This window comes from Ancylobacter vacuolatus, assembly GCF_030813595.1.
Lineage (GTDB): Bacteria > Pseudomonadota > Alphaproteobacteria > Rhizobiales > Xanthobacteraceae > Ancylobacter > Ancylobacter vacuolatus.
On the sequence record NZ_JAUSUH010000004.1, the window covers coordinates 249,878 to 276,825 of the forward strand.

The following is a 26,948-nucleotide window of genomic DNA, read 5'->3' on the forward strand; positions in this document are numbered from 1 at the left end:
CTCCGGCGCCGGCAATCGCGGCCGCGCCGGTGCGATTCAGTCCCAGTCGGTGCCGGGCACCCGCACGGCGAGCGTGCTGAAGCCGGCCTGCCGCGCGGCCATGGGCAGCAGCCGCTCCAGACCGTGCATGAGGGTGCCGTCGTCCGGAATCGGCTCAGCCGGGTAATCCTCCCACTCCAGGCCGAGCGCGAGAAAGGACCGCAGCGCCGCCGGACGGATGGCGAACATGTTGCCGACGGGAAAATCGACATAGGTGCCGAGCGGCTCGGTCAGCGCCAGGTCTTCCCGCAACTCCTGGACGATACGGTCGTTGCGCGCCCAATTGACCAGGTGCGAATCCTCCGGATGAACCAGCCCGACCTCCGGGCTGGCTTCCAGTCGGGCGAGCACGGTATCAACCATGGGATGGGCGCCGCCGATCAGGTTCTCCCACAGGAATTGGCGCCAGGGATCGCCGATGGCACGGCGCCTTCCCTTGGTCTTCTTGCCGTGCACGTGGAAGAACACGTCATAGCCGCCCCCGGTCAGCGCCGCGCGCAGCCCGGTCAGGAACGGGCCGATGTCGCGGCCGAGATTGGGCACGACATCGATCTGCACCCCGCCGGCATAGCCGACCGTCATCGCCCGCACTTCGTCCGCCTTGGCCGGCGTGTCCGTGGTCAGGAAGAGGTCCGGGCGCGAGGCATTGACCGTCAGGCGGTCGAGGAGTTCCGGCAATAGGTCGGGATAGAAGAAGTGCCCGTGCAGCGCGCTCTTCAGCTGGCTGGCGCGCGGGCCCGGCAGCGGCCCGAACACCGGCAGCGCCCATGGCCCCGGCGGGCGCCCGCGCTCGATCCAGTGCGACAGCGGGTAGCGCCGCTGGTCGAAGCAGGCCACCGGGTGGTGCTCGGCATAGATGAGCGGGTGAAAGCCGGAATAGGGCCGGCGCAGCGGCGGCCGGTTGGGGTGGCGCTTCAGCAGCGCCTTGCGTCGCCAGTCGGCGATCAGCCGCTCCAGCTTCTGCACCCGGGTGACGTCGCCCGGCGGGTCGTTCTCGCGCGGGATGTCGAGTATTTCCAGCCGCTCCGGCTCGGTGGCCAGAATGAGGGAAAGCTCGCCGTCCAGTTCCTCGCCGATCTCGCGGCCGATGGCGAGCACATCAGCCGCGCCCGCTTCCAGCGGCGCTTGCGCCGCCACCAGCCGGCGGCGGGCGGCAAAGCGCGGCATGGAAGCCAGCGCCGCCTCGCGCGCGGCAGCCGTGGGGAACACCAGGGCGCTGGCCCGCTCCAGCGCCAGTTCCAGCGCCGGGCCGAGCGTCTCGTGCCGCGCCGGGTCGGCATCGGCGGCACCGATCACCGCGACCACGGGAATGTTGCGCTGTTCCAGCGCGTCGGCGGCGTCGATGGTCGCCAGCCCCACCGTGACGGCGAAAAGCGGCCGGTCCTGGCGGACGCGGAAGGCCAGCGCGTCGAGCAGCACCGCGCGGGGGGCGCGCGCACTGGCGACCGGCACCGGCACGGCCGCGACATCTTGCAGACCGGCGTCGCCGCCCGGCTCGCCATCGAGCACCAGCACCACCACCGCGTGGTCGCGGGCGAGCAGGCGCAGCAGCGGCGCGGCCGGGGCGGCGCTGTTCTCGATCACCACCACGACCGAGCGGCGCCCCGCCGAGGGCGGCGGAAACGGCAGGCCGGCGACCAGCGGCGGCAGCGTCGCGTCCGAGCCTGTCAGCCAGTTGGCGAAGGGACGCCGGGGCCGGCCGGGCTCCTTGAAGATGACGCCCGCCAGCCCCGGGCGCGGGCGCTGATAGGCATCGAACAGCAGCGAACGCAGGAAGGCGCGGGGGTGGCCCTCGGCGTCGAACAGCAGCCGGCCGATCCGGCGCCCGGTCTTCTGGGTGTTCGCGGTGATCCAGCGCCGCAGCTTGCTGCGCTGCCGGGGCACGAAATAGCGCGCGCGCTTGGCCGGGCCATCGGTGGCCGGCGATGCCAGTTCCGGCGGGGAAGACTCGGGACGGGTCATGACACTCCGGCGGGCCGATGCGGACGATCGTGCTGAGCGCTTCGCAGAGGCGCCGCGCTCCGGGCGTTCTAATGAGGGTGGCCGGCGAAGGCCAGAGCCTCGCCGCGCAAAGTCATTCCGCCGCGATGTCGAACACCCCGCGCGGGCGACTGCCCCAACGGTGCAAAGCCAGAATAGCGGGGCGCAGGTCCTCGCCCGCCTCGCTCAGCCGGTAGCCCACCTGCGGCGGCAGGGTCGGGTAGACCGTGCGGGCGATCACCCCATCCGCCTCCAGCTCGCGCAGCGCCTTGGCGAGAATGCGCGCGGTGATATTCGGCATGCGCCGGCCCAGCTCGCTGAACCGCGCCTAGCCGGAGAGCAGGTGATAGACGATGCCGCCCTTCCATTTGGCGCCGATGATCTCCAGCGCCGCCTCGACCGGGCAGCCCTCGCCGCACGCATAATCCTGATGCCGCCTCGCCATCGCCTGTCTCCGCTTCGGGCGCGGCGAATCTAGGATGTCCGGGGCAACGGGGAAAGGGCGTTACATTTTCGATAGCAGCCGACAATCTCGTGCGTTCTTGCGCTCGGCCCGCGCATCCCGACATCTGGGGGCACGACTGTCAACGCAAGCAGGCGCGCGCCTCCGGGTGCCGCGCGGGAGTTTTGCCATGAAGGCCATCGGCTACACCAACTCGCTGCCCATCACCGAGGCGCGCGCGCTGTTCGATTTCGAGACCGCCGCGCCGGCGCCCGGCCCGCGCGACCTGCTGGTGCGGGTGAAGGCCGTCTCGGTCAATCCCGTCGATACCAAGGTGCGGATGCGCCGCGCGGGAGCCGAGGGCGCGCCTGTCATCCTCGGCTGGGACGCCGCCGGCGTGGTCGAGGCGGTGGGCGCCGAGGTCTCGCTATTCACGCCGGGCGACGAGGTGTTCTACGCCGGCGACCTCAACCGCCCCGGCACCAATGCCGAGCTGCACCTCGTCGACGAGCGCCTGGTCGGCCACAAGCCGGCCTCGCTCGGATTTGCGCAAGCCGCCGCGCTGCCGCTCACCTCGCTCACCGCCTGGGAAGGGCTGTTCGACCGGCTCGGTGTGCCGATGCACGGTGGCGAGGGCGCCAGCCTGCTGGTGGTCGGCGCGGCCGGCGGCGTCGGCTCCATGGTGGTGCAGCTGGCCCGCCAGCTCACCGCACTCACCGTCATCGGCACCGCCTCCCGGCCCGAGAGCCGCGCCTGGGTGGAACGCCTGGGCGCCCATGCCGTCATCGACCATTCCCGCCCGCTGAGCGAGGAACTCGCCGCCGCCGGGCTCGGGCTTGTCGACTACACCTATGCGCTCACCCACACCGACAGGCACTGGGCCGAGATCGTCAAGGGCGCGAAGCCGCAGGGCCGCATCGCCATCATCGACGACCCGGCGAGCCTCGACGCTCTGCCGCTGAAGGGCAAGAGCCTGTCGCTGCACTGGGAACTGATGTTCACCCGCTCGCTGTTCCAGACCCCGGACATGATCCGCCAGCACGAAATCCTGGAGGAGGTGGCGCGCCTCGTCGATGCCGGCACGCTGATGCCCACGGCGGGCACGCATCTCGGCACGATCAGCGCCGAGAACCTCCGGCGTGCCCATGCCGCGTTGGAGAGCGGCGCCACCATCGGCAAGGTCGTGCTGGAAGGCTGGAACTGACGCCCTGCGCGGGCGACGGCTTCACACGGCGCGGTCGGGCGTGAGCCCCGCCGCGCCATCGGCGCCGCCCGTGCCGAGACGGCGTTCGAGCAGGTGCTCGATGACGAGATAGCGCAGGCGGCGAAACAGGCCGGTGCGCTTGCGCCGCCTGGTCTTGGCATAGGTTGCCGACACCAGCCGGCGCTGCCAGATGCGGTGCTCGAACCGCGCCGCGTCGAAGCGGCCCTCGGCGATGTCGAGCACGGCGCTGTCCAGCAGGCCGCATTCCTGCACATAGGAGATGGAGGCGTGGCCGCTGAAATAGATCCGCACCAGGTCGAGCGGCGCCTCGCGGCGCAGGGCGCGGATATGGCGGCGGTCCTGATTCAGCGGATCGTAGAAGATGTACTTGACCGCGCCCTGGCGCGGCTTCAGTCGGTCCCACAGCACCGAGCGGCTCTGCGAGCCCCAGCGCCGCTCCCACCACACGCGCCAGCGGTCAATGCTGTATTGCGGCGAGAAGGCGATCACCACGTCGGCGCCCAGCGGTTCGGAGAAGCGGTAGGCGGCATAGCCGCCCATGCTCATGCCATAGGTGATGACGCGCGCACCCGTCGCGATGTCGGCGCGCACGCGCGCCAGCGCCTCGGGCATTTCCGGATATTGATACCAGCAATTTCCCGAAGGCATGAAATGATAGGCGGTGCGCCCGCGCTTGGCGAAATAGTCCTCGCCGAAGCCCTTGCGACCCTCCGGCCAATCCGCCCGCATCGATTCGAACGTCACGAAAACGGTGTCGGAGCACAGGCCCGGAACCTTGACGACCGTTAGGTTCTCGCTCTCGAAGATGACCTGCCGCACGAAGCTGCCCCGCTGGCCGCCTTCCCGCGACCTCTCTTGCGACGGGCAAACTAGCCAGAGCCACCGTCACCGGACAATCACAATTTCCGAAGATTGCGCGATTGCCGCTGAAATGCGACGCAGCGGCCACGTGACCCTGGAGGCCGCGTGACGGGCGTTAGAGCCCGAAGCGATCGATGATATCGGCGATGATGCGGCGGAACAGCCGGCTGCGCTTGCGGGCGCGCTTGTCGCGATAGAACGCCGAGTGATCGAGGCGGGGCGCCAGTTCCCGCTGGAAGCCGGCGGCGTCGAAGCGGTTCTCGCCGATAGCGAGCACCACCTTTCCCAGCAGCCCCGTTTGCATCAGCACGGTGATCGAGCCATGGCCGGCATAGGGCACGCGCACCCGCACCACATCGGCCACCCGCTCATAGAGCCGCACATGCCGGCGGTCGCGGTTGTGCGGGTCGTAGAACAGGTAGACCGGCACGCCGCGCGGCGCCATCAGGTGCTCCCACAGGATCTGGCGCGGGCGGTCGAACAGCCCGTCCCACCGCCGGTCCCACGGCACCACCTTCGGGTCGATGCTGTATTGCGGCGAGAAGGCGAGGATGCGCGACACGCCGAGCCGGCCAGCGAAGCGGATGGCGGCATACGCGCCCATGCTCACGGCATAGGCGACCACCTCCACGCCGGGGGCGATGTCGGCCCGCACCGTCGCCAGCACCTCCTCCATTTCGGGGTACTGGAACCAGAAATTGTCGTTGGCGAAGAAATGGTAGGCGGTGAACCCGTTGTCGCGCAGGAACTTCTCGGCGAAGGCCTGCCGCTGCGGATTCTTGTCGAGCACATGCGGCTCGAAGGTGACGAACACCACGTCGGTTCGGGTGCCCTCGGTGCGGACGACGCGCACATTTTCGCTTTCGAGGACGACATGACGTCCGGTCTCAAGCTGCGGCACGCCGGCCCCCTTCTGAAAACACCGCAGGGTGAAAACACCCCACATGAAAACACCGCGACCCTTGAGGGCCGCGGTGTGTCTCATTCCGTCCGGCGCCGGCGCGGGCCATCAGGGCCGTGTCCGGCATGCCGACCTCACTCGGCGGCTTCGATCACCGGGCGCACCCGGCCCGAGCGCTCCTGCTTGAGGAGTTCAGCGACGAGGAAGGCCATCTCGATGGCCTGCTCGGCGTTGAGGCGCGGGTCGCAATAGGTGTGGTAGCGGTCCTTGAGGTCGGCATCGGTGATGGCGCGGGCGCCGCCGGTGCATTCGGTAACGTTCTTGCCGGTCATCTCCAAATGCACGCCGCCGGCGAAGGTGCCTTCGGCCGCGTGGACGGCGAAGAAGTCCTTCACCTCCTTCAGGATCTGGTCGAAGGGCCGGGTCTTGTAGCCCGACGCCGCCTTGATGGTGTTGCCGTGCATGGGATCGCAGGACCACACCACGGTGCGGCCCTCGCGCTTCACCGCCCGCACCAGCGCGGGGAGGTGGTCGCCCACCTTGTCGGCGCCGAAGCGGGCGATCAGGGTGAGGCGGCCGGCCTCGTTCTGCGGGTTCAGCGTGTCGATGAGGCGGATCAGGTCATCCGGCTTCAGCGACGGGCCGCATTTCAGGCCGAGCGGGTTCTTCACGCCACGGCAATATTCCATATGCGCGTGGTCGGCTTGGCGGGTGCGGTCGCCGATCCAGATCATGTGGCCGGAGGTGGCGTACCAGTCGCCCGTGGTCGAATCCACCCGCGTCAGCGCCTGCTCGAAGCCGAGCAGCAGCGCCTCATGCGAGGTGAAGAACTCGGTCGAGCGCATCTCCGGGTGGTTTTCCGCGTCGAGCCCGATGGCGCGCATGAAGTCGAGCGCCTCGGTGATGCGGTCGGCCAGCGCCTGGTAGCGGCCGGACTGCGGGCTATCCTTGATGAAGCCGAGCATCCACTGATGCGCATTACCAAGGCTGGCATAGCCGCCATTGGCGAAGGCGCGCAAAAGGTTCAGCGTCGCCGCCGACTGGCGATAGGCCTCGATCTGGCGGCGCGGATCGGGAATGCGCGCTTCCGGCGTGAACTCGATGTCGTTGACGATGTCGCCGCGATAGGAGGGCAGCTCCACCCCGTCCACGGTCTCCATCGGCGCCGAGCGCGGCTTGGCGAACTGGCCGGCGATGCGCCCGACCTTCACCACGGGGGAGGCGCCGGCATAGGTCAGCACCACCGCCATCTGCAGGAAGACGCGGAAGAAATCGCGGATGTTGTCGGCCGAATGCTCGGCGAAGCTCTCGGCGCAGTCGCCGCCCTGCAGCAGGAAGGCCTCGCCCTTCGCCACCTTGGCCAGCTCGCGCTTCAGGCGGCGCGCTTCACCGGCGAAAACCAGCGGCGGAAACGAGGCCAGCTGACGCTCCACCGCAGCCAAAGCTGCGGCGTCCGGATAATCCGGCACCTGCTGAACGGGCAAGGCCCTCCAGCTATCCGGCGTCCAGCGATCAGACATGACGGCCTCCAACAAGCTCAACACGTCGCCGGGGCTCCTCCCCGGCGGAAAGGCGGGCCTTATACACCCAAGCATCCCCGCCGCGCCAGTGCACCGCCGCAAGGTCAGGGATGCCGTGCGCGCCCTTGTGCCGCCCCTCCCCGCACACCGTCATTCCCAGGCTCGACCCGGGACCCATCTTCCAGGCGGAAAAGCGTGGATGGCCGGGTCAAGCCCGGCCATGACGTCGCTTCGGAGAAGGGCGTCACAGCGCCGGCGTCGCCTCGGTGGAAGCCTCGGGCAGCGGGTCGCTGGTGGTGTGCTTGGAGCGCAGCGTCACCAGTTCCTCGGCGCTGGAGGGGTGCAGCGCCATGGTGCGGTCGAAATCGGCCTTGGTGGCGCCGACATTCATCGCGATCGCCGCCATCTGCACCATTTCGCCCGAGCCCTCGCCGATGAGGTGGACGCCGAGCACCCGGTCGTCGGCCTGGTCGACCACGATCTTCATGAACACCCGCGAGGTGCGGCCCGAGAGCGTCGCCTTCAGCGGGCGGAAATCGGTCTGGTAGATGTCGAGCCGCCGGCCCTGCGCCCGCGCCTCCTGCTCGGTCAGCCCTACCGTGCCGATCTCCGGCTCGGTGAACACGGCGGTCGGGATGTTGTCATAGCTCACATGCCAGGGCCGCTTGCCGAACACCGTGTCGGCGAAGGCGTGGCCCTCGCGGATGGCGACCGGGGTCAGGTTCACCCGGTTGGTCACATCGCCCACCGCATAGATGGAGTGGATGTTGGTGCGCGCGTGGTCATCCACCGCGATCGCGCCGGCCTCGTCGAGATGCACCTCCACCGTGTCGAGCCCGAGCCCGATCGTGTTCGGCACCCGGCCGATGGCCAGCATCACCTCGTCGGCGAACAGGTCGCGCCCGTCATTCAGGCGCACGCGCTTCTCGCTGCCTTCCTGATAGATGCCCTCGATGGTGACGTTGAAGGCGAACTCCACCCCGTTCTGCGCCATCTCGTCGACGATGCGGGCGCGGATATCCTCGTCGAAGCCGCGCAGCAGCCTGTCGCCGCGATGAATGACCGTGACCTTCGCCCCGAGCCCGGCCAGCAGGCTGGCGAATTCCAGTGCGATATAGCCGGCGCCCTGGATGAGGATGCGCTCGGGGAAGCGTTCGAGATCGAAGATCTCGTTCGAGGAGATGCCCAGCTCGCAGCCGGGAAAGTCGAGCCCGCGATTGGGCCGGCCGCCGGTGGCGATGAGGATGGTACGGGCCGTCACCTGCGTACCATCGGCCAGGCGTACCGCGTGCGGCCCCTCGATGGAGGCGCGCTGGGCGACGATCTCGACGCCGGCCCGCACGAGATTGGCGCGATAGGCGCCCTCCAGCCGGGCGATTTCCTTGTCCTTGTTGGCGACCAGCGTCGCCCAGTCGAACCGGACGTTCTCCACGCTCCAGCCGAAGCCCGCGGCGTCCTCGAATTCATGGGCGAAGCGGGCGGCGTAGACGAACAGCTTCTTGGGCACACAGCCGCGGATCACGCAGGTGCCGCCGAGCCGGTATTCCTCGGCGAGCTTCACCTTGGCCCCATGGCCCGCCGCGATGCGGGCGGCGCGCACGCCCCCCGAGCCGCCGCCGATGACGAACAGGTCGACGTCGAACTGGTCCATGTGAGGCTCTCCGCGCTGCGCTGGTGCCTCGCATGTCGCCCCGCACGGCGCCCCCGTCAAGCACCCGCATGGCTGGGCTGCGAATCCGGCCTGCCAATACCGGCCGCGAAAGCTCTCATCCTTCCGGGGAACTCGACAGCGGGGGGCCTGCGGCTTTAGCTTCGGTCACCGCGTTGCAAGCGGCGGCCAGCGTCAACGTGCCGTCGCCCTGTTCCTTGGAGGAAACCATGAAACATCTCGTCAGCGGGGCGCTGCTCGCCGCCGCAATCGCCGCTGCACCTCTCGGTGCAGCCTATGCCGAAATCAACGAATTGAAGATCATCGCCCCGGCCGCGCCCGGCGGCGGCTGGGACCAGACGGCCCGCTCGATCCAGCATGTGCTGCAGTCCGACAAGCTGGTCGGCAATGTGCAGGTGCTGAACGTGCCCGGCGCCGGGGGCACCATCGGCCTCGCCCAGTTCGTCAATTCCAGCAAGGGCGATCCCAATGTGATGATCGTCGGCGGCTATGTCATGGTCGGCGCCATCATCACCAACAAGTCGCCGGTCAACCTCTCCATGGTGACGCCGATCGCCCGCCTCACCGGCGAGTATGAGGCCATCGCCGTGCCGGCCGCCTCGCCGCTGAAGTCGCTGGCCGATCTGGTCGCGGCGCTGAAGGCGGACCCGCAGAAAGTGTCCTGGGCCGGCGGCTCGGCCGGTGGCACCGATCACATCACCGCCGGGCTGTTCACCAAGGCGATCGGCGTCGATCCGCGCAAGGTGAACTACATCGCCTTCTCGGGCGGCGGCGAATCGCTCGCCTCGCTGCTCGGCGGCAAGGTCACGGTCGGCATTTCCAGCCTCTCGGAGTATGACGCGCAGGCCAAGGCCGGCAAGCTGCGCATCCTCGGCGTGTCCAGCGCCGCCCGCCTGCCGGAAGCCCCCGACGTGCCGACCTTCAAGGAAGCCGGCGTCGACGTGGAAATCCAGAACTGGCGCATGATCGCCGCCGCCCCGGGCATCACCCCGGCGCAGAAGCAGGAACTCAGCCAGACCATCGAGAAGATGGTGAAGTCCAAGGCGTGGACCGAGATGCTGGCGCAGAAGGGCTGGGCCAACACCTACCTTTCCGGCGAGGCGTTCGACGCCCAGTTGGCCAAGGACATCGCCGCCACCCAGACCATCCTGAAGGATATCGGCCTCGCCCAGTAAGGGACGCAGCCTTATCCGACCCAACCGAGACTCCCTCGCGGCCCGCCGCGGGGGAGTCTTTCGTTCCGACACCCCGGAGCCCCGCCGATGAGCGATTCCCGCCCCACCTCCACCGCCGGCCCCGACAAGGGCCGCTTCGTCATCGCCTTCGCCCTTGCCATCCTGTCCCTCGTGGTCGGCTGGGATGCGTGGCGGCTGTCCGGGATCAACACCTATTCAGCCGTCGGGCCGGGGGCGTTTCCCGCCATCATTTCCGCCGGCCTCGCCCTGCTGGCGCTGGCCAATGCGGTCGAGGCGGTCCGCGAGGGGGCGCAGGAGCGCCCGCGCGACGAGATCGGGCCGATGGCCTGGGTGCTGGGAGGGCTGATCGGCCAGATCGTGCTGCTGGCCTTCGGCGCCGGCTTCGCCATCGCCACCGGCTGGCTGTTCGCCGCCACCGCCAAGGGCTTCGGGCGCGGGCCGGTGTGGGGGCATTTCCTCGCCGGAGCGGTGCTGTGCTTCGTCATCTATGTGGTGTTCGCCAAGGGGCTGCAGCTGGCGCTGCCGGCCGGCCCGCTCGAACGGTTGATCTGAGGACGCAGCCATGGACACGTTTGCCGCCCTCGGCTCCGGGGTGATGGTCGCCCTACAGCCGATAAACCTCTTGTTTGCGTTTGTCGGCGTCATGCTCGGCACGGCCGTCGGCGTTCTGCCCGGCATCGGTCCGGCGCTGACCGTCGCGCTGCTGCTGCCGATCACCTTCAAGCTCGACCCGGCCGGCTCGCTCATCATGTTCGCCGGCATCTATTATGGCGGCATGTATGGCGGCTCCACCGCCTCCATCCTGCTCAACACGCCGGGAGAAAGCTCGTCCATCGTCACGGCGCTGGAGGGCAACAAGATGGCCCGCGCCGGGCGCGGCGGGCCGGCGCTCGCCACCGCCGCCATCGGTTCCTTCGTCGCCGGCACCATCGCCACCATCGGCCTGGCGCTCATCGCCCCGACCGTGGTCGACATCGCCATCTCCTTCGGCCCGGAGGATTATTTCGCGCTGATGGTGCTCGCCTTCACCACCGTGTCGGCGGCCTTCGGCTCCTCGGTCACGCGCGGCCTCACCAGCCTGTTCCTCGGCCTCTCGCTGGGCCTGATCGGCATCGACCTGCAGAGCGGGCAGGCACGGCTCTCCTTCAGCGTGCCGGACCTGCTCGACGGCGTGGAAGTGACGACGCTCGCCGTCGCCCTGTTCGCCATCGGTGAGACGCTGTCGGTGGTGGCGGCGGGCGCGCGGGCCGACGAGATCATCGAACCGGTCAAGGGCTCGGTGTTCATGAACCGGGAGGACTGGAAGCGCTCGTGGAAGCCCTGGCTGCGCGGCACGTTTCTGGGCTTCCCGATCGGCGCGATGCCGGCGGGCGGGGCGGAAATCCCGACCTTCCTGTCCTATGCGCTGGAAAAGCGGCTGTGCAAGAAGCCGGGCGAGTTCGGCAATGGCGCCATTGAGGGCGTCGCCGGGCCGGAAGCGGCGAACAATGCGGCGGCGGCCGGCGTGCTGGTGCCGCTGCTCACCCTCGGCCTGCCCACCTCGGCCACGGCGGCGATCATGCTCGCCGGCTTCCAGCAATACGGCATGAATCCCGGCCCACTGCTGTTCGCCACCAATCCGGACCTCGTCTGGGGCCTGATCGCCAGCCTGTTCATCGCCAATGGCATGCTGCTGGTGCTGAACCTGCCGCTGGTGGGGCTGTGGGTGCGGCTGCTCGCCATTCCGCGCCCCTGGCTCTATGGCGGCATCCTGGTTTTCGCCACGCTCGGCACGCTGGGCGCCAACCCCTCGCTGGTCGAGCTCGGCATGCTGCTGATCTTCGGCCTGCTGGGCTATGTGCTGCGGCGCTATGACTACCCGATCGCGCCCGTGGTGGTCGGCCTCATCCTCGGCCCGCTGTCGGAACAGCAGCTGCGCCGGGCCCTGGCGATCAGCGTCGGCGATCCGCTGGTGCTGTTCCAGAGCCCGGTGGCGCTGACGCTCTACGCCCTCTCCGCGCTCGCTTTGTTCGGGCCGCTGCTGTTCTACATCCTCACCGGCCGCAAGGCCCCGGTGGGTGCCGACGAGGATTGAGGCGAACCGCACTCCAAACGAAAATGCCCGGCGCGAGCCGGGCATTTGTCGTTGAGGAGGCCGTGATCAGATGGTGAAGCCGCGCTTCTTCATCTCTTCCCGCACCCGGACCTCCATCTCGCGCGCGAATGCCGCGCTCCAGGCCTGGATGCTGCTGAAACCGGCCTTGAGCAGGTCCTCGCGCTTGGCCACCAGCTTCTTGCCGGCCTCCGAGCGGTAGAACGCCAGAAGGTCGCGCAGTTCCTGGGTGGTGAACTCGGTGGCGTAAATCTTGGCGAGGATCTGCACGATCTCGCTGCGGCGGCTCTCATATTGGGTGGAGAGCTGCTTGGCGACCTCGCGCAGCTCGCGAATCAGGTCCGGATTGGACTGCACGAAGCTGGCCGCCGTCTGGTCCACGACATTGGGGATCACCGCGTCGAAGCTGCTGGCCTCGCCATTGGCGACGAGCAGCTCATTGGCGAGCTTCATCTGTTCGGCGGTAGGCTCGGGCGCCTTGGGGGCGGCGGCCTGGGCGAGCTGGAACGGCGCGGTGTCCTGCGCCAGCGCCGGGGCGCCGCTGGCGAGAAGGACGAGCCCCATCGCGACGGCGGCGAACGGCGCGGCCCGCCGGGCGGCGCGCGGGGCGGCAATATCAAGCTGCATGAAAGTCTCCTGACGAACGGTTCACGCGCGGTCGATGACCGTCACGCCGCCGGCGCCCGCGAGAATGACGCGGCTCGCCAGATTGATGAAAAGGCCGTGCTCGACCACGCCCGGCACATTGGAGAGCTCGGCGGCAAGAGCCTGCGGATTGGTGATGCTTTGATAGGCGGCATCGAGGATCAGGTGTCCCTGATCGGTGACGAAAACATGACCGTCCGGCCGCCGGCGCAGTGTCAGCAGCCCGTGGCACCCCGCCGCGCGGGCGGCGCGGTCAATGCCGCGGCGGATGGCGGCGACGCCGAAATCCACCACCTCGATCGGCAGCGGAAAGGTGCCGAGCACCGCCACTTTCTTCGAGGCATCGGCGATGACGATCATCTGCTTGGCCGCCGAGGCGACGATCTTCTCGCGCAGCAGCGCGCCGCCGCCGCCCTTGATCAGGGTGAGGTCCGGGCCGACCTCGTCGGCGCCGTCGATGCACAAATCGAGCACCGGGTACTCGTCCAGCGTGCCGAGCGGGACGCCGAGGCTCTCCGCCTGGGCGCGGGTGGCCTCGGAGGTCGGCACGCCGACCACCTCCAGCCCCTCATTCACCCGCACGGCGAGCAGATCGACCAGATGCTTGGCGGTCGAGCCGGTGCCGAGGCCAAGCTTCATGCCCGAACGGACATATTCGAGCGCCTGCGCGGCGGCCTGTCTCTTGAGGTTGTCAGCGTCGGTCATGAGCGTCGCGGGCCCTCGTTTTTAGGACTTCTTAATCTTCATCTCGTGCGTAGCGCCGTTGGCGCGCGCCGACAAGCCCGCGCGAGGTCGCCTCCCCGGCGATCATTGGCTGGAAGGTGGGGTGCAGACCACCGCCGGCTCGACACCGCCGCCCTCCTTGGGCATGTCGCGGACATAGCAGACGCTCATCTGGCCGGTGCCGGCATCAACGCGGAAAATGCCGGTCTCGCCGGAATAGCGGGTCGACATGATGTCGTAGCGGCCCGGCGTGCCGCCCTGCGCGCTCGCGTCGCGCCGGAAGCAGCGGGTGACGCCGACAAGGCTGCCCTCGGGGCGCTCGAACTGGCAGGCATTCACCTCGCCGGTCCGCACATTCACCGAATAAAGCCGGTTGGCCTGCGCGGCAGGGGGCGCGGCAAACACATAGGCGCCGCCGCCGGCAGCCGCCTCAATGGGCGTCGCCGGCGCGGTGGCCGAGGGCGCCTCGCTCGGCTTTGTCTCCTGCGCCAGGGCGCCGCCGCCCGCCAGCACACCAAGCCCGAGGGCCGCCATCACCACCGCCACACGCCAGTTCTGCATCGTCATCCTCATAGCCGGGCCATCCTGTGCCTCGCCCATCTTCCGCGCGCCGCCGGCCGCGCCCGCATGCGCCCGATGGACGCGGCAGGCTGGACAGCAAAAGCGGCAGGATTGTAGGCCTAGAGCGGACGGCCCGTCTCGCGGCGACGGGCGGCCCGCTTTTCCCGTCACCATCCACGGAAATTGTCATGCCCTCCTCGCCTCCTGCCGTGATCGCCTTCGACCTCGACGGCACGCTCGTCGACACCGCCCCCGACCTGCTCGACACGCTCGACATCGTGCTCGACGAGGCCGGCGCCGCCCGCCTGCCGCGCGACGAAACCCGCAAGATGATCGGCGCCGGCGCCAAGGCGCTGGTCAATCGCGGCCTCACCGCCGCTGGAATCAGCGTCGAGCCGCCGGAATTCGAGCAGCTCTATGCCCGCTTCCTCGACCATTACGCCGCCCATATCGCCGATCTCTCGCGCCCCTATCCCGGCCTGCTCGACGCGCTGGACGAGCTTTCCGCCCGTGGCCATGTGCTGGCCGTGTGCACCAACAAGCTGGAATATCTCTCGCGCCTGCTGCTGGACCGGCTCAACCTCACCGACCGCTTCGCCGTCATCGCCGGCTCGGACACGTTTCCGGTCTACAAGCCCGATGCCGGCCATCTGCTCGGCACGGTCGAGCGCGCCGGCGGCCAGCCGGGCCGCGCCATCATGGTCGGCGACAGCATGACCGATGTGCTCACGGCGAAGAATGCCCGCATTCCCTCGATCGTCGTGCCCTTCGGCTACACCGAGATTCCGGCCGAGGAACTGGGCGGTGACGCCTTCATCGGCCATTACGATCTGCTGGTGGAGACGGTGGAGCGGCTTCTCTCCCGTGGGTAGCGGCTTCAGCCCGCTTGACACCCGGGCCGCGGACACACTACATCCCGCCGCGATGGCGCTGGCCCCGGACATATCCGGCGGGGCCGACGGGCGATTAGCTCAGCGGGAGAGCACTCCCTTCACACGGGAGGGGTCGCAGGTTCAATCCCTGCATCGCCCACCATCGTCGCTCTCGCTTCAGGGACGCGACAGGCCGGGAGCCGGCCAGCAGGGCCGCCCATGTGCAACCTCTACAGCCATCACTCCAATCTGCACGCCATCACCGATCTTGTCGGCACGCTGCGCAATCTCGCCGGCAATCTGCCGCCGCAGACCGGCATCTTCCCGGATTTCCCCGCCCCGATCGTCCGTACCGGCACGGATGGTGAACGCGAACTGGCGCTGGCGCGCTGGGGCATGCCCTCGCCGCCCTCGGTCGCCGGGCCGCCGGTGACGAATATCCGCAACCTCGCCTCGCCGCACTGGCGCGCCTGGAGCGGGCCGGCGCATCGCTGCCTGGTGCCGTTCACCAGCTTTTCCGAATACGCGCCGCTGCCCAATCCCGCCACCGGCCGCAAGGACGTGGTGTGGTTCGCGCTGGACAATGAGCGCCCCCTCGCCTTCTTCGCCGGGCTGTGGACGCGCTGGAGCGGCACGCGCGGCACCAAGGCCGCGCCGGTGGAGGGTCCGCACGAGCTGTTCGGCTTTCTCACCTGCCCGCCCAATGGCGTGGTCGAACCCATCCACCCCAAGGCGATGCCGGTGATTCTCACCACCCGTGAGGAGCGCGAGGCATGGCTGAACGCCCCGTGGAGCGAGGCACGCGCCCTGCAGCGCCCGCTGCCCGATGATCGCCTCGTCATCGTCGCGCGCGGGCCGGCGAAGGAGGACCCGCCACCCGCCACCGCGCCTGCACCCTCGCCTGATTCGCCCGCCGGCTCGCCTACTGCTTCTCCCGAAGCGTCGCCGCGCCAGGGTAGCCTGTTCTGATCCCCCGCGCGCGGCCCGCGCCGCTTATGTTCCCCTGCCTGAAAGAGCCTGCGGCCCGTGCATAATCCCCTGCGTTATCGCGCCCATATTGACGGCCTGCGCGCCATCGCCGTGCTGGGCGTGGTGCTGTTCCATTTCGGCGCGAGCTGGCTGCCCGGCGGCTTCATCGGCGTCGACGTGTTCTTCGTCATTTCCGGCTTCCTCATCGCCAAGTCGCTTTACGCCGACGTTGATGCCGGCAGCTTCTCCGTCCTCGGCTTCTATGAGCGGCGGATGCGGCGCATCGCGCCGGCCTTCTTCGTGGTGACGGCGGCCACCAGCCTTGCCGCCTTCCTGATTTTCTTCCCCAACCAGCTGATGACCTATGGCCGCTCGCTGATCTGGGCGGTGCTCGCCTTCGGCAATGTCTATTTCTACCAGCGCACCGACTATTTCGGCCCCTCCGCCGAGGAGACGCCGCTGCTGCACTATTGGTCGCTGGGGGTGGAGGAGCAGTTCTATTTCCTGTTCCCGGGGCTGATCCTGCTCATCGAGCGATTCGCCCCCCGGGCGAGGGCAAAGCTGGTGCTCGGCCTGCTCGTGGTCTCGCTCCTCGCCTGCGAGATCATCCGCCCGTTCAACCCGGCCGCCGCGTTCTATCTCCTGCCCTTCCGCGCCTTCGAGCTCTTGATCGGCGCCGGCCTCGCCTTGCCGGGCGTGCGCTTTACCGAAAACCCACGGGCCGGCGGCGCGGCGATGGCGGCGGGGCTCGCGCTCATCCTCGCCGGCATGGTCTTCATCACCGAGCACGCCCCCTTCCCCGGCGTGCTCGCGCTGATGCCCTGCCTTGGCGCGGCGCTGGCGATCTGGGGCGGGGAGCGGACGCACAGCCTGCCGGCGCGGCTGCTGGGGTGGCGCCCCCTCGTCTTCTTCGGCGCCATCTCCTATTCGCTCTATCTCGTCCACTGGCCGATCGTGGTGTTCGCCCGCCATCTGCTGCCGGAGCTGCCGGCGCCGGCCTTCCTCATCGGCGGCGTCGCGGCCTCGACCCTGCTCGGCTGGCTGTCCTGGCATTTCGTCGAGCAGCCGGTGCGGCAGAACCGCCGACTGTTCGGGCGCGGGCTGGTCTATGGCGGCACAGCGGCGGGCGCGGCGCTGCTCATCGCCTTCGGCACGGCGGCCTCGGACACGCGCGGCTTTCCCGGCCGGCTGGACCCGGAAATCCAGCGCGTGCTCGCCTTCACCCGCTATCCCTTCCGCGAGGTGGTGCGCGACGGCACCTGCTTCATCAATGGCAACCGCCCCAAGGACCAGCCGGCGCCGGAGTGCCTGCCGGACACCCATCCCAGCCTCGTCCTGTGGGGCAGCAGCCATGTGGCGCAGTTCATCGGCGCGCTGGAGCCCATCGCCAAGGCGCGTGGCTATGCGGTGGGCCAGATGACCGCCGCCGCCTGCCCGCCGCTGGTGCAGTCGAGCTTCGCCGCCATGTGCGACCGGCTGAACCGATTCGCCTTCGACTGGCTGTTGGAGCACCGGCCGTCCATCGTGGTCATCGGCGGCGACACGCTGGTCTCGCCCGAGCAGTTCCGGCAGCTGGACGCCGATCTCGCCCGCCTGCATGCCGCCGGCATCCGGGTGATCCTGCTCGGCCCGGTGCCGCATTACAGGCGCCCGGCGCCGGAAATCCTGGCCGAAAGGATGTACCGCCACGCGCCGAGCCGCCTCGCCGATGACGACCTCACCGAGGGCACGGGCCGCGCCGACCGGCTGATGGCTGCGCATTTCGCCGGCAATCCGAATGTCGAGTTCGTCTCGCTCCTCGGCCTGTGCCCGGAGAGGAACTGCCCGATGATGATCGACGGCACGCCGCTGCAGTTCGACCCCACCCATTTCACCCGCGAGGGCGTTGCCTATTTCGGCGACAAACTCGCCGCGCTGATCTTCGCCAATGCGCCCTCCCCTGCCCCGGCGCCGTGAGGCCGGCGTCCGGCGCCCCTATGGCCGCCCGGCCACACTCCCGGCCCAACTGGGCGCGCGGGAGGGGACGGGGCGCGCCAGGCGTGCCAACGCACCGCCAGAGCGTTCATAATGACACCCGCTTTGCCCCCCTCGCCTGCCTCACTCAGCCTGCGGTCTACCGTGCATCATCCCCTGCGCTATCGCGCCCATATTGACGGCCTGCGCGCCGTCGCCGTCCTCGGCGTCGTCCTCTATCATTTCGGTGCGACGTGGCTGCCGGGCGGGTTTGTCGGCGTCGACGTGTTCTTCGTCATTTCCGGCTTCCTGATTTCCAAGTCGATCTATGCCGATGTCGAGGCCGGCCGCTTCTCGCTGTTCGGCTTCTATGAACGGCGCATCCGCCGCATAGCGCCGGCTTTCCTGGTCGTCACCGCCCTCACCGCCGCCTTCGCCGCGCTCATCCTGCTGCCCTATGAGATGATGATCTTCGGCCGCTCGGTGCTGTGGTCGGTGTTCGCCGTCGGCAACATCTTCTTCTTCCAGCGCACCGACTATTTCGGCCCGGCGGCGCAGGAAATGCCGCTGCTGCATTATTGGTCGCTGGGGGTGGAGGAGCAGTTCTATTTCCTGTTCCCGGCGCTCATCCTTGTTCTGCAGCGGTTCGGCCGGCGGGCGATCCTCTGGACCGTGCCCGCTTTGCTCCTCGCCTCGCTGGCCGCCAGCCAGTTCATGGTGACGCGCGACCCCGCCGCCGCCTATTTCCTGCTGCCCTTCCGCGCCTTCGAGATGCTGATCGGCGCGGTGCTGGCGCTGCCCGGCCTGCGCTTTGCCGAGCGGCGGGCGGTGCGCGTGGCGGCGGGAACGGGCGGCTGTGCCCTCATCCTGGGCGGCATGGTCGGCCTCAGTTCCGCCTCGCCCTTTCCGGGGCTACTGGCGCTCATCCCCTGCCTGGGCACGGCGCTGGTGATCTGGGGCGGCGAGGCCGGGCCGAGCCTGCCGACCCGGCTGCTGGGCAGCCGGGTGATGGTGTTCTTCGGCCTCATTTCCTATTCGCTCTATCTCGTCCACTGGCCCATCGCCTCGCTCGGCCGGGAGTGGCTGGGCCCGGTGGCGCCGCTGCCATTCCTCATCGGCGGCGTGGCGCTGTCGGTGCTGCTGGGCTTTCTGTCCTGGCGATTCGTCGAGCAGCCGGTGCGCGTCAACCGCCGCCTGTTCACCCCGAAGGTGCTGGTCGGCGCCACGGTGGCGGGCACACTGGCGCTGGCCGCCTTCGCGCAGACCGCCATCGCCACGCGCGGCCTGCCTCAGCGGCTCGACCCCGAGGTGCGGCGCCTCGCCGCTTATGCCTTCTACAACGCCGACCCGGTGTTCCGGCAGGGCGTGTGCTTCACCCCGTTCTTCCAGGCCGAGCTCGCCATCAAGCCGGAATGCCTGCCCACCACCCACCCCTCGGTGCTGGTGTGGGGCAACAGCCATATCGCCCATTTCATCACCGCCATCATCGAGGCGGGCGAGGCGCGCGGCTATGCCGTCGGCCAGATCACCGGCGCCGCCTGCCCGCCGGTGCTGGAAGCCGAAGGCTCCCGCCTGCCCTATTGCGCGGCGATGAACGCCTTCGCCCGCGACTGGGTGCGCGCCAACAAGCCGGACATTCTGGTGCTCGGCGGGCTGGCCGCGCCCTCGCCGGAACTGGACGCCGCGCTTGAGGGCTTCGCCCGCGAGGGCATCCGCGTGGTGGTGGTCGGCCCGGTGCCGCTCTACCGCGATGCCGTGCCCAAGCTGCTCGCCCGCCGCCTCATCGCCGGCGACGGCAATACCGGTGCGGGAGACGACCTTCTCCCCAGCGCCCGCCTGCACGATGAGCGGCTGCGGGCGCATTTCGCCGGCAACCCGGATGTCACCTACATCTCGGTGTTCGACGCCGCCTGTGGCGGTACCGACTGCCCGCTCATCGTGGACGGCGTGCCGCTGCAGCATGACCCCTCGCACTTCACCCAGGCCGGGGCGAACTTCTTCGGCCGGCCGGTCAGCGCGCTCATCTTCGGCGCGCCGGCGAAGTGACGGGGCCGACCTGTGGCATTCGTGCCATAGCGCCGGGCAAATTTGCCCGTGTTCGCCCGCTTCTAGGCAATGCCCCGATTTTCGCCGCATACTGTGGCAGCTCCCGCCAGTGCTTTGGCGCCGGGAGGGGGCTGCCATCCGCCACGGGTGACGGAACGGGGCATTTCATGGGGCTTACGATGCGACTTAAGACACTGGCTGCCCTGGCGCTGGGCGCCGCGATTCTCGCCGGCAGCGCGCCGGCCATGGCGCAGAGCGCGAGCTCGCCCTCCTTTTTCAGCTTCTTCCCGCGCCCCTCCAATTTCGGCAACGGGCCGGTTAAGGGGTATTCCTCCATCCGCCGGCAGGTCGTGCCCTATACGGGCAAGTACAAGCCCGGCACCATCGTGGTGAACACGGCCGAGCGCCGGCTCTATCTGGTGCAGGACAATGGCACCGCCCTGAAATACGGCATCGGCGTCGGCCGCGACGGCTTCCGCTGGGGCGGGATGAAGACGATTACCCGCAAGGCCGAATGGCCGGGCTGGACCCCGCCGGCGCAGATGCTGCAGCGCCGCCCCGATCTGCCGCGCTACATGCCCGGCGGCATCGACAACCCGCTCGGCGCCCGCGCGCTCTATCTCGGCTCCACCCTCTACCGCATCCACGGCTCCAACGAGCCGGAGACGATCGGCCAGGCGGTGTCCTCCGGCTGCTTCCGCATGACCAATGACGACGTGACCGACCTCTATGACCGCGTCCGCGTCGGCACCCAGGTGGTGGTGCTGAACTGAGCGTCTTTCCGGGCGGCCGGAAGGCCGCCCGGGCACCGCGCGTTTCCTCAGTGCCGGCGCACCGAGCAATTCCTCAGTGCCGGCGCACCGCGCCGGGTGCATCGCGCGAAAGATTCTTCGCCGCCAGCTCCTGCAGATAGCGCTTGAAGCGCGTGTCCTGCTCGCTCCCCAGCGTGTGCAGCAGGTCCCAGGTGAAGATGCCGGTGGAATGGCCATCGTCGAAGATCAGCCGCACGGCGTAATTGCCGACCGGTATAGCCTCCTCGATCCGCACTTCGCGCTTGCCCGCCACCAGCTGGCGGTCGGCCGGCGAATGGCCCTGCACCTCGGCGGAAGGGCTCTCCACCCGCAGCAGCTCGGCCGGGATGATGTAGCTCGCCCCGCCCTCGAAGGCGATGGTCAGCGCACGGCGATCCTTGTGCACCTTGATTTCGGTCGGCCAGAATGTGCCTGCGGCATCGGTCACGGGCGTCTTCCTCTCTTCTCGTTCCTTCCCACATAGACAGGCGTGGCGCTTTCGCCAAGCACCTGCGTTTGCGCAAAGCCATTGTCACGAATGGGTTAGGCTATCGGCCGATAGGACCCAGCGCCTTGGCAGACGGGGCGCCGAGCCTTAGAAATGGAAGAAGAACAGCGCCCATCGGCGCGGGAGCGACTGCGTGAGCACCAGCGAAGCCGTCATCGACCGTATCCAGCTCGCGGCCCCACGCGCCCCGCTGGTCGACACGTTCGGCCGCGCCGTCACCTATCTCAGGGTCTCGGTCACCGACCGCTGCGATTTCCGCTGCGTCTACTGCATGGCGGAACATATGACGTTCCTGCCGAAGCCCGAACTGCTGACGCTGGAAGAACTCGACCGCCTCTGCTCCGCCTTCGTCGCCCGCGGGGTGAAGAAGCTGCGCCTCACCGGCGGCGAGCCGCTGGTGCGCCGCGATGTGATGACCCTGTTCCGCTCGCTCGGCCGGCATCTCGATTCGGGCGCTCTGGAAGAGCTGACGCTGACCACCAATGGCTCGCAGCTCGCCCGCTTCGCCAAGGAACTGGCGGCCTGCGGCGTCAAGCGCATCAATGTCTCGCTCGACACGCTCGACCCCGACCGTTTCCGGGCGCTGACCCGCTGGGGCGACCTCGACAAGGTGCTCGCCGGCATCGACGCGGCGCAGGAAGCGGGCATCCATGTGAAGCTGAACGCCGTCGCGCTGGCCGGCGAGAACGAGCACGAGATCCCCGGCCTGATCCAGTGGGCGCATGGCCGCGCCATGGACGTGTCGCTGATCGAGGTCATGCCGCTCGGCGAGACAGGCGCGGAGCGCGCCGACCAGTATCTGCCGCTGTCCACCGTGCGCGAGCGCCTCGCACGCCAGTGGACGCTGGAGGACATCCCGTTCCGCACCGGCGGCCCGGCGCGCTATGTCAGCATCAAGGAGACCGGCGGCCGGCTCGGCTTCATCACCCCGCTGACGCATAATTTCTGCGAGGGCTGCAACCGGGTGCGCGTCACCTGCACCGGCACGCTCTATATGTGCCTCGGCCAGGAAGACGCGGCGGATCTGCGCGCGCCCCTGCGCGCCTCCGAGAGCGACGAGAAGCTGCACGCCGTGCTCGACGACGCGATCTTCCGCAAGCCGAAGGGGCACGATTTCGTCATCGACCGCCCCGGCCGCGCCCCCTCCGTGCGCCGCCATATGAGCGTCACCGGCGGCTGAACCGGGCGGCTCCTGCGAGCGCGCCGCATGGCTGCCGCGCGCTCCGCCATGTTGCTGCGCTGCAATACAACGTGCATAGGATCAGCTGAATCGCGCTGCTAAACAGCAGCCAACACACCCTTTTTCGATCATAGAGCGTTCCGCGATGCAGCTTCCGCTGTTGGCCCTGGCCATGGCTTCCTTCGGCATTGGCACGACCGAATTCGTCATTATGGGCCTGCTGCCGGAGGTCGCCGCCGATCTCTCGGTCACCATCCCCGCCGCCGGGCTTCTCGTCACCGGCTATGCGCTGGGCGTGGTGGTCGGCGCGCCGATCGTCGCCGTGATCACCAATTCGCTGCCGCGCAAGGGCACGCTGATCGGCCTTGCCAGCATGTTCGTGCTCGGCAATTTCCTCTGCGCCATCGCGCCGGACTATTGGTTCCTCATGGCGGCCCGCGTCGTCACCGCCTTCTGCCACGGCGCCTTTTTCGGCATCGGCGCCGTCGTGGCGGCCAATCTGGTGCCGCCGAACCAGCGCGCCAGCGCCATCGCGCTGATGTTCGCCGGGCTGACGCTGGCCAATGTGCTGGGCGTGCCGCTGGGCACCGCGCTGGGGCAGGCCGCGGGCTGGCGCTCCACCTTCTGGGCGGTGGTGCTGATCGGCATTCTCGCGGTCAGCGCCATCGCGCTGTGGGTGCCGCGCGACATTCCCCATGCCTCGGGCAACATCATCCGCGAATTCGCGGTGCTGAAGCGCCCGCAGGTGATCCTCACCATGCTGATGAGCGTGCTCGCTTCGGCCAGCCTGTTCTCGGTGTTCACCTATATCGCGCCGCTGCTGCGCGACGTGACCGGCTTCACCCCCCACGCCGTCACCTATGTGCTGCTGCTGTTCGGGGTGGGCATCACCATCGGCAATTTGCTGGGCGGCAAGCTGGCCGACTGGCGGCTGATGCCCTCGCTGATGGCGAGCTTTGTCGGGCTGGCCGCCATTCTCGTCGCCTTCGTCTTCCTCAGCGCCTCTGCCGCCGCCACCGTGGCCACCGTCTTCATCTGGGGCATTCTGGTGTTCGCCGTGGTGCCGCCGATCCAGATGCGGGTGGTCGACGCGGCCGAGGGGGCGCCCAACCTCGCCTCGACGCTCAATCAGGGCGCGTTCAATCTCGGCAATGCCGCCGGCGCCTGGATCGGCGGGGCGGCGATCACGGTCGGCATCGGCTATGCCGACCTTCCCTGGGTCGGCGCGGCGCTGGCGGTGGGCGCGCTCGGCCTGTGCGTCGCCTCGCAGGCGCTGGAACGGCGCAGCGGCGGCCTGGTCGCGATGACCGGCGAGGCCGCCTGCGAAGAATGCTGAACCGAATGCTGAACCGCGCCCTCGTTTGAGCGCATATTTTCCCCGGCGCCGGCGCGATGGCCGCGTTTGCGCCGCCTTTGAATGACTTTTAAGGGCGCTCTCGCCTCCGGACCCGTTTCATGCACGCCCCCAGCGCCAAGCGCGGCATTTTGCTGATGATCGCCGGCTCGGCGATCTTCTCGACCAATGACGCCTTCTCCAAGCTGGCGCTGGCCCATATCCCGCCCTCGCAGATCCTGGCGATGCGCGGTGCCCTGGCGGCGCTGCTGCTGCTCGCCGTGCTGGGCTGGATGGGCCAGCTTCCCTCGCTGCGCCATATGATGGACCGGCGGGTGCTGCTGCGCTCCGTCACCGAGGCCTGCGTGGCGCTGCTGTTCATCACCTCGATCTCGGTGATGTCGATCGCCGATTCCACCGCCATCCTGCAGGTCACCCCGCTCGCCACCATGGCGGCGGCGGTGCTGTTCTTCGGCGCGCATATCAGCTGGCGCCAGTGGCTGGCGGTCGCCATCGGCTTCCTCGGCGTGACGCTGATCGTCAAGCCCGGCACCTCGGCCTTTGACGCGATGGCGCTGCTGCCGCTGGGCGCCGCCCTGCTCATGGCCTTTCGCGACTTCGTCACCGGCCGGATCGGCACCCATGTGCCGACCCTCATCGTCACCTTCTGCACGGCGGTGGTGGGCATGGGCTTCGGCTTCGCCGGCAGCTCGGTCGAGACCTGGCACGCGCCGGACGGGGCGACGCTAGCCTATCTCGTCGGCGGCAGTGTCTCGCTGATTATCGGCCAGATGCTCACCATCGCGGCGATGCGGACGGGCGATATCTCGGTGGTGGCGCCGTTCCGCTATGCCGCCGTGGTCAGCGCCGTCGGCCTCTCGGCCGTGGTGTTCCACGACATGCCGGATCTGGTGTCGATTGGCGGCATGGCGCTCATCATGGCGGCGGGGCTCTACACCATGCACCACCACATGAGCGCCCGGCCCGCCGTGATGGCGCGCGAGGAACCGCGCGAGGCGGCGTAAGCGCCTTTCCCGAACATGCGCCATCCCGGGACAGCCGCGAGGCCGTATCCGGGATCGCGCGGCTGGCTTGGCGGGCGATCCCGGCGGGCGATCCCAGCCCTTGGGCCGCGCCCGCGTCCGGGATGACGGCGCTGGAATGACCGCGCCGGGCCTCAGCCCTTCTGGCGGGCGCGGATCATGTAGCCGTCATAGGGATATTCGCCGACCTGCCACCACAGATACTCCTCGTTGCGGAAGGCGAGCATCGAGTCGTAGATGGTCTTGAACTCCGGGTTCTTGGCGGAAATTTCCGCCATCAGCGCGATGTTCTCCTTATAGGCGGCATCCATCACTTCCGGCGGGAAGGGGCGCAGCTGTGCGCCGCCGGCCACCAGTCGACGCAGCGCCGCCGGGTTGCGCGCGTCGTATTTCGCCAGCATATCGGAATTGGCATAGGCGGAAGCCGCCTCGAACGCGGCCCTGTAGGGGCGCGGCAGCTCGTTCCACGCCTGCAGATTGGCGATGAAATGGATGGTCGGCCCGCCTTCCCACCAGCCGGGATAATAGTAATACGGCGCCACCCGGACGAAGCCGAGCTTCTCATCGTCCACCGGCCCGACGAACTCGGCGGCGTCGATCGTGCCCTTTTCCAGCGCCGCATAGATGTCGCCGCCCGCCAGGTTCTGCGGCACCAGCCCGAGCCGCGCCAGCACCTGCCCGGCGATGCCGGGAATGCGCATCTTCAGCCCCTTCAGATCGGCGACGGACTTGATCTCCTTGCGGAACCAGCCGCCCATCTGCGCGCCGGTATTGCCGCCGGCGAAGCCGATGACGTTGCTCTTGGCGAGGAAGGCGTTCTGCAGCGCGTTGCCGCCACCATGGTAGAGCCACGCCGTCTGCATGCGCGCATTGAGCCCAAAGGGCAGCGTGGTGAAGGGGGCGAACGCCGGGTTCTTGCCGATGTAATAGTAGAGCGCGGTCTGCGAGACCTCGACGGTGCGGTTCTGCACCGCGTCCAGCGCCTGCAGGCCGGGCACGATCTCGCCGGCGGCGAACACATCGATGGTGAAGCGCCCATCCGTGGCCTCGCCGACATATTTCGACAGCAGGGTGGCGGCGCCATAGATGGTGTCGAGCGATTTCGGGTAGCTCGACGTCAGCCGCCAGCGCAGCGTCGGCAGGGTCTGGGCGATGGCGGGCGCCGCCAGGGTCGAGGCGGCGGCGGCGGTGGCGAGGCCGGCGCCCTTGATCAGGCCCCGGCGGGAAGGCGAATGCGGCATCGGCGTTTCCTCTGTGTTTTTTTGCTTTCCTCTCCCCGACGGGGAGAGGGAGGGGCCCCCTACCCCCGCGTGCGGGCGCGGATCATGTAGCCGTCATAGGGGTATTCGCCAACCTGCCACCACAGATACTCCTCGTTGCGGAAGGCGATCTGCGCGTCCATGATCTTCTTGAAGCCGGCATTCTTGGCGCCGATCTCGGCGATCAGCTCGTTCGAGGCCTTCCACGAAGCGTCGAGGAAGCTCTGCGGGAAGGTGCGCAGCTGAGCGCCGGCCGCCACCAGCCGGCGCAGCGCCCCCGGGTTAAACGCGTCGTATTTCGCCAGCATGTCGGCATTGGCATAGGCCACCGCCGCCTCGAACGCCGCCTGATACGCCTTGGGGAGGCCGTTCCACTTGTCACGGTTGACCACGACATTCATCGTCGGCCCGCCATCCCACCAGCCGGGATAATAGTAATACGGCGCCACGCGGACAAAGCCGAGCTTCTCGTCGTCATAGGGCCCGACCCATTCGCAGGCGTCGATCGTGCCCTTCTCCAGCGCGGCATAGATGTCGCCGGGGGCGATCTGCTGCGGCACCACGCCGAGCTTGGCCACCACCTGCCCGGCAATGCCGCCGATGCGGAATTTGAGGCCACGGAAGTCGGCGAGGTCCTTCACCTCCTTGCGGAACCAGCCGCCCATCTGGGTGCCGGTATTGCCGCCGAGAAAGCCGACGAGGTTGTACTTGGCCAGAAACTCGTCCTGCAATTCGCGCCCGCCGCCATGGTAGAACCAGGCGTTCTGCATGCGGGCGTTCAGCCCGAACGGCATGGTGGTGAAGCAGGCGAAGGAGGGGTCCTTGCCGGTGTAATAATAGAGCGGCGTCTGGGCGACCTCGACCGTGCCGTTCTGCACCGCGTCGAGCGCCTGCAGGCCGGGCACGATCTCGCCGGCGGCGAAGTTCTGGATGACGAACCGCCCCTGCGTCGCCTCGCTCACATATTTCGACACCAGCTCATTGGCGCCGAAAATGGCGTCCAGCACCTTGGGCACCGAGGAGGTGAGCCGCCAGCGGATCTGCGGCGCGTCCTGCGCCAAAGCGGGCGCCGCCAGGCCCGCTGCGGGAGCGGCGAGTGCGGCGGTGCGGAGAAAATCGCGGCGCTTCATGGGCAGGCAT

Annotated in this window: 24 protein-coding genes and 1 tRNA gene; 13 read left to right on the top strand and 12 right to left on the bottom strand. The window is 68.6% G+C overall.

All coding sequences use genetic code 11. The features are described 5' to 3' along the window. Positions 1 to 36 precede the first annotated feature (36 nt). Complete coding sequence (locus tag J2S76_RS11700; protein WP_307060623.1) at positions 37 to 2,001, bottom strand: rhamnan synthesis F family protein; 1,965 nt, start codon at positions 1,999 to 2,001, stop codon at positions 37 to 39. 112 nt (positions 2,002 to 2,113) lie between these two features. Next, positions 2,114 to 2,332, bottom strand: a complete 219-nt coding sequence (locus tag J2S76_RS11705) for a winged helix-turn-helix transcriptional regulator (protein ID WP_307060770.1) — start codon at positions 2,330 to 2,332, stop codon at positions 2,114 to 2,116. Positions 2,333 to 2,651: 319 nt separating this feature from the next. Here J2S76_RS11705 and J2S76_RS11710 point away from each other — a divergent pair, with 319 nt between their 5' ends. Further along, positions 2,652 to 3,665 (top strand): zinc-binding alcohol dehydrogenase family protein, encoded by a 1,014-nt coding sequence (locus J2S76_RS11710; protein ID WP_307060624.1) that lies wholly within the window; start codon positions 2,652 to 2,654, stop codon positions 3,663 to 3,665. A gap of 21 nt (positions 3,666 to 3,686) precedes the next feature. Here the strand turns inward: J2S76_RS11710 and J2S76_RS11715 are convergent, their stop codons facing one another. The 4 genes from J2S76_RS11715 to gor all read right to left on the bottom strand — a co-directional run bounded on the left by J2S76_RS11715 (position 3,687) and on the right by gor (position 8,619). Next, on the bottom strand, positions 3,687 to 4,505 hold the full coding sequence (locus tag J2S76_RS11715) for an alpha/beta hydrolase (RefSeq protein ID WP_307060625.1): 819 nt from the start codon (positions 4,503 to 4,505) through the stop codon (positions 3,687 to 3,689). 157 nt (positions 4,506 to 4,662) lie between these two features. Continuing rightward, positions 4,663 to 5,448 (bottom strand): alpha/beta hydrolase, encoded by a 786-nt coding sequence (locus tag J2S76_RS11720; protein WP_307060626.1) that lies wholly within the window; start codon positions 5,446 to 5,448, stop codon positions 4,663 to 4,665. A 134-nt stretch (positions 5,449 to 5,582) separates the two neighbouring features. After that, positions 5,583 to 6,968: a class II 3-deoxy-7-phosphoheptulonate synthase gene (locus J2S76_RS11725; protein WP_307060627.1), complete on the bottom strand. Its 1,386-nt coding sequence runs from the start codon at positions 6,966 to 6,968 to the stop codon at positions 5,583 to 5,585. A 244-nt stretch (positions 6,969 to 7,212) separates the two neighbouring features. Further along, positions 7,213 to 8,619, bottom strand: coding sequence for a glutathione-disulfide reductase (gene gor / locus J2S76_RS11730; RefSeq protein ID WP_307060628.1), 1,407 nt, complete (start codon positions 8,617 to 8,619; stop codon positions 7,213 to 7,215). Between the two features lie 227 nt (positions 8,620 to 8,846). Between gor and J2S76_RS11735 the strand changes: the two genes are divergently transcribed. The 3 genes from J2S76_RS11735 (at position 8,847) to J2S76_RS11745 (ending at position 11,907) form a co-directional block, all read left to right on the top strand. After that, positions 8,847 to 9,812, top strand: a complete 966-nt coding sequence (locus J2S76_RS11735) for a Bug family tripartite tricarboxylate transporter substrate binding protein (RefSeq protein WP_307060629.1) — start codon at positions 8,847 to 8,849, stop codon at positions 9,810 to 9,812. 87 nt (positions 9,813 to 9,899) lie between these two features. After that, positions 9,900 to 10,385, top strand: coding sequence for a tripartite tricarboxylate transporter TctB family protein (locus J2S76_RS11740; RefSeq protein ID WP_307060630.1), 486 nt, complete (start codon positions 9,900 to 9,902; stop codon positions 10,383 to 10,385). Positions 10,386 to 10,395: 10 nt separating this feature from the next. Continuing rightward, on the top strand, positions 10,396 to 11,907 hold the full coding sequence (locus J2S76_RS11745) for a tripartite tricarboxylate transporter permease (RefSeq protein WP_307060631.1): 1,512 nt from the start codon (positions 10,396 to 10,398) through the stop codon (positions 11,905 to 11,907). Between the two features lie 66 nt (positions 11,908 to 11,973). Here the strand turns inward: J2S76_RS11745 and J2S76_RS11750 are convergent, their stop codons facing one another. The 3 genes from J2S76_RS11750 to J2S76_RS11760 form a co-directional block, all read right to left on the bottom strand. Beyond that, a complete protein-coding gene (locus J2S76_RS11750) occupies positions 11,974 to 12,552 on the bottom strand; it encodes a DUF2059 domain-containing protein (RefSeq protein ID WP_307060632.1) in 579 nt (192 codons plus the stop codon). Positions 12,553 to 12,573: 21 nt separating this feature from the next. Next, the gene (gene rpiA / locus J2S76_RS11755) at positions 12,574 to 13,275 is read right to left on the bottom strand and encodes a ribose-5-phosphate isomerase RpiA (RefSeq protein WP_307060633.1); all 702 of its coding nucleotides are present in this window, start codon (positions 13,273 to 13,275) and stop codon (positions 12,574 to 12,576) included. 102 nt (positions 13,276 to 13,377) lie between these two features. After that, entirely contained in the window at positions 13,378 to 13,854 is a 477-nt protein-coding gene (locus J2S76_RS11760; protein WP_307060634.1) for a hypothetical protein, read from the bottom strand. 188 nt (positions 13,855 to 14,042) lie between these two features. Between J2S76_RS11760 and J2S76_RS11765 the strand changes: the two genes are divergently transcribed. The 6 genes from J2S76_RS11765 to J2S76_RS11790 all read left to right on the top strand — a co-directional run bounded on the left by J2S76_RS11765 (position 14,043) and on the right by J2S76_RS11790 (position 20,467). After that, positions 14,043 to 14,726, top strand: a complete 684-nt coding sequence (locus J2S76_RS11765) for an HAD-IA family hydrolase (RefSeq protein ID WP_307060635.1) — start codon at positions 14,043 to 14,045, stop codon at positions 14,724 to 14,726. 88 nt (positions 14,727 to 14,814) lie between these two features. After that, positions 14,815 to 14,889, top strand: a tRNA-Val gene (locus J2S76_RS11770). Between the two features lie 56 nt (positions 14,890 to 14,945). Beyond that, positions 14,946 to 15,695 (top strand): SOS response-associated peptidase, encoded by a 750-nt coding sequence (locus J2S76_RS11775; RefSeq protein WP_307060636.1) that lies wholly within the window; start codon positions 14,946 to 14,948, stop codon positions 15,693 to 15,695. Between the two features lie 57 nt (positions 15,696 to 15,752). Further along, entirely contained in the window at positions 15,753 to 17,651 is a 1,899-nt protein-coding gene (locus J2S76_RS11780) for an acyltransferase family protein (protein ID WP_307060637.1), read from the top strand. Positions 17,652 to 17,813: 162 nt separating this feature from the next. Further along, the gene (locus J2S76_RS11785; RefSeq protein ID WP_307060638.1) at positions 17,814 to 19,694 is read left to right on the top strand and encodes an acyltransferase family protein; all 1,881 of its coding nucleotides are present in this window, start codon (positions 17,814 to 17,816) and stop codon (positions 19,692 to 19,694) included. 167 nt (positions 19,695 to 19,861) lie between these two features. Next, positions 19,862 to 20,467, top strand: a complete 606-nt coding sequence (locus J2S76_RS11790) for a L,D-transpeptidase (protein WP_307060639.1) — start codon at positions 19,862 to 19,864, stop codon at positions 20,465 to 20,467. Positions 20,468 to 20,540: 73 nt separating this feature from the next. On the opposite strand, the gene J2S76_RS11795 is transcribed toward J2S76_RS11790, so the two are convergent. Then, positions 20,541 to 20,933: a gamma-butyrobetaine hydroxylase family protein gene (locus tag J2S76_RS11795; protein WP_307060640.1), complete on the bottom strand. Its 393-nt coding sequence runs from the start codon at positions 20,931 to 20,933 to the stop codon at positions 20,541 to 20,543. A 193-nt stretch (positions 20,934 to 21,126) separates the two neighbouring features. Between J2S76_RS11795 and moaA the strand changes: the two genes are divergently transcribed. The 3 genes from moaA to J2S76_RS11810 all read left to right on the top strand — a co-directional run bounded on the left by moaA (position 21,127) and on the right by J2S76_RS11810 (position 24,531). Then, positions 21,127 to 22,173, top strand: coding sequence for a GTP 3',8-cyclase MoaA (gene moaA / locus J2S76_RS11800; protein WP_307060641.1), 1,047 nt, complete (start codon positions 21,127 to 21,129; stop codon positions 22,171 to 22,173). A gap of 145 nt (positions 22,174 to 22,318) precedes the next feature. Next, positions 22,319 to 23,509: an MFS transporter gene (locus J2S76_RS11805; RefSeq protein ID WP_307060642.1), complete on the top strand. Its 1,191-nt coding sequence runs from the start codon at positions 22,319 to 22,321 to the stop codon at positions 23,507 to 23,509. Between the two features lie 119 nt (positions 23,510 to 23,628). Beyond that, positions 23,629 to 24,531: a DMT family transporter gene (locus tag J2S76_RS11810; RefSeq protein ID WP_307060643.1), complete on the top strand. Its 903-nt coding sequence runs from the start codon at positions 23,629 to 23,631 to the stop codon at positions 24,529 to 24,531. Between the two features lie 152 nt (positions 24,532 to 24,683). Here J2S76_RS11810 and J2S76_RS11815 read toward each other — a convergent pair whose 3' ends face one another. Both J2S76_RS11815 and J2S76_RS11820 read right to left on the bottom strand, forming a co-directional pair. Next, positions 24,684 to 25,790 (bottom strand): TRAP transporter substrate-binding protein, encoded by a 1,107-nt coding sequence (locus tag J2S76_RS11815; RefSeq protein ID WP_307060644.1) that lies wholly within the window; start codon positions 25,788 to 25,790, stop codon positions 24,684 to 24,686. A gap of 59 nt (positions 25,791 to 25,849) precedes the next feature. Then, positions 25,850 to 26,938 (bottom strand): TRAP transporter substrate-binding protein, encoded by a 1,089-nt coding sequence (locus J2S76_RS11820; protein WP_307060645.1) that lies wholly within the window; start codon positions 26,936 to 26,938, stop codon positions 25,850 to 25,852. Positions 26,939 to 26,948: the final 10 nt, after the last annotated feature.

Excerpts from the sequence above, each read along its gene's own strand:
- J2S76_RS11760 (WP_307060634.1), bottom strand. The coding sequence starts at position 13,854 with ATGCAGAACTGGCGTGTGGCGGTGGTGATGGCGGCCCTCGGGCTTGGT.
- J2S76_RS11775 (WP_307060636.1), top strand. The coding sequence starts at position 14,946 with ATGTGCAACCTCTACAGCCATCACTCCAATCTGCACGCCATCACCGAT.
- rpiA (WP_307060633.1), bottom strand. The coding sequence starts at position 13,275 with ATGACCGACGCTGACAACCTCAAGAGACAGGCCGCCGCGCAGGCGCTC.
- J2S76_RS11710 (WP_307060624.1), top strand. The coding sequence starts at position 2,652 with ATGAAGGCCATCGGCTACACCAACTCGCTGCCCATCACCGAGGCGCGC.
- J2S76_RS11700 (WP_307060623.1), bottom strand. The coding sequence starts at position 2,001 with ATGACCCGTCCCGAGTCTTCCCCGCCGGAACTGGCATCGCCGGCCACC.
- J2S76_RS11815 (WP_307060644.1), bottom strand. The coding sequence starts at position 25,790 with ATGCCGCATTCGCCTTCCCGCCGGGGCCTGATCAAGGGCGCCGGCCTC.
- J2S76_RS11790 (WP_307060639.1), top strand. The coding sequence starts at position 19,862 with ATGGGGCTTACGATGCGACTTAAGACACTGGCTGCCCTGGCGCTGGGC.
- J2S76_RS11735 (WP_307060629.1), top strand. The coding sequence starts at position 8,847 with ATGAAACATCTCGTCAGCGGGGCGCTGCTCGCCGCCGCAATCGCCGCT.
- J2S76_RS11820 (WP_307060645.1), bottom strand. The coding sequence starts at position 26,938 with ATGAAGCGCCGCGATTTTCTCCGCACCGCCGCACTCGCCGCTCCCGCA.
- J2S76_RS11765 (WP_307060635.1), top strand. The coding sequence starts at position 14,043 with ATGCCCTCCTCGCCTCCTGCCGTGATCGCCTTCGACCTCGACGGCACG.
- J2S76_RS11810 (WP_307060643.1), top strand. The coding sequence starts at position 23,629 with ATGCACGCCCCCAGCGCCAAGCGCGGCATTTTGCTGATGATCGCCGGC.
- J2S76_RS11745 (WP_307060631.1), top strand. The coding sequence starts at position 10,396 with ATGGACACGTTTGCCGCCCTCGGCTCCGGGGTGATGGTCGCCCTACAG.
- J2S76_RS11740 (WP_307060630.1), top strand. The coding sequence starts at position 9,900 with ATGAGCGATTCCCGCCCCACCTCCACCGCCGGCCCCGACAAGGGCCGC.
- gor (WP_307060628.1), bottom strand. The coding sequence starts at position 8,619 with ATGGACCAGTTCGACGTCGACCTGTTCGTCATCGGCGGCGGCTCGGGG.
- J2S76_RS11805 (WP_307060642.1), top strand. The coding sequence starts at position 22,319 with ATGCAGCTTCCGCTGTTGGCCCTGGCCATGGCTTCCTTCGGCATTGGC.
- J2S76_RS11725 (WP_307060627.1), bottom strand. The coding sequence starts at position 6,968 with ATGTCTGATCGCTGGACGCCGGATAGCTGGAGGGCCTTGCCCGTTCAG.
- J2S76_RS11750 (WP_307060632.1), bottom strand. The coding sequence starts at position 12,552 with ATGCAGCTTGATATTGCCGCCCCGCGCGCCGCCCGGCGGGCCGCGCCG.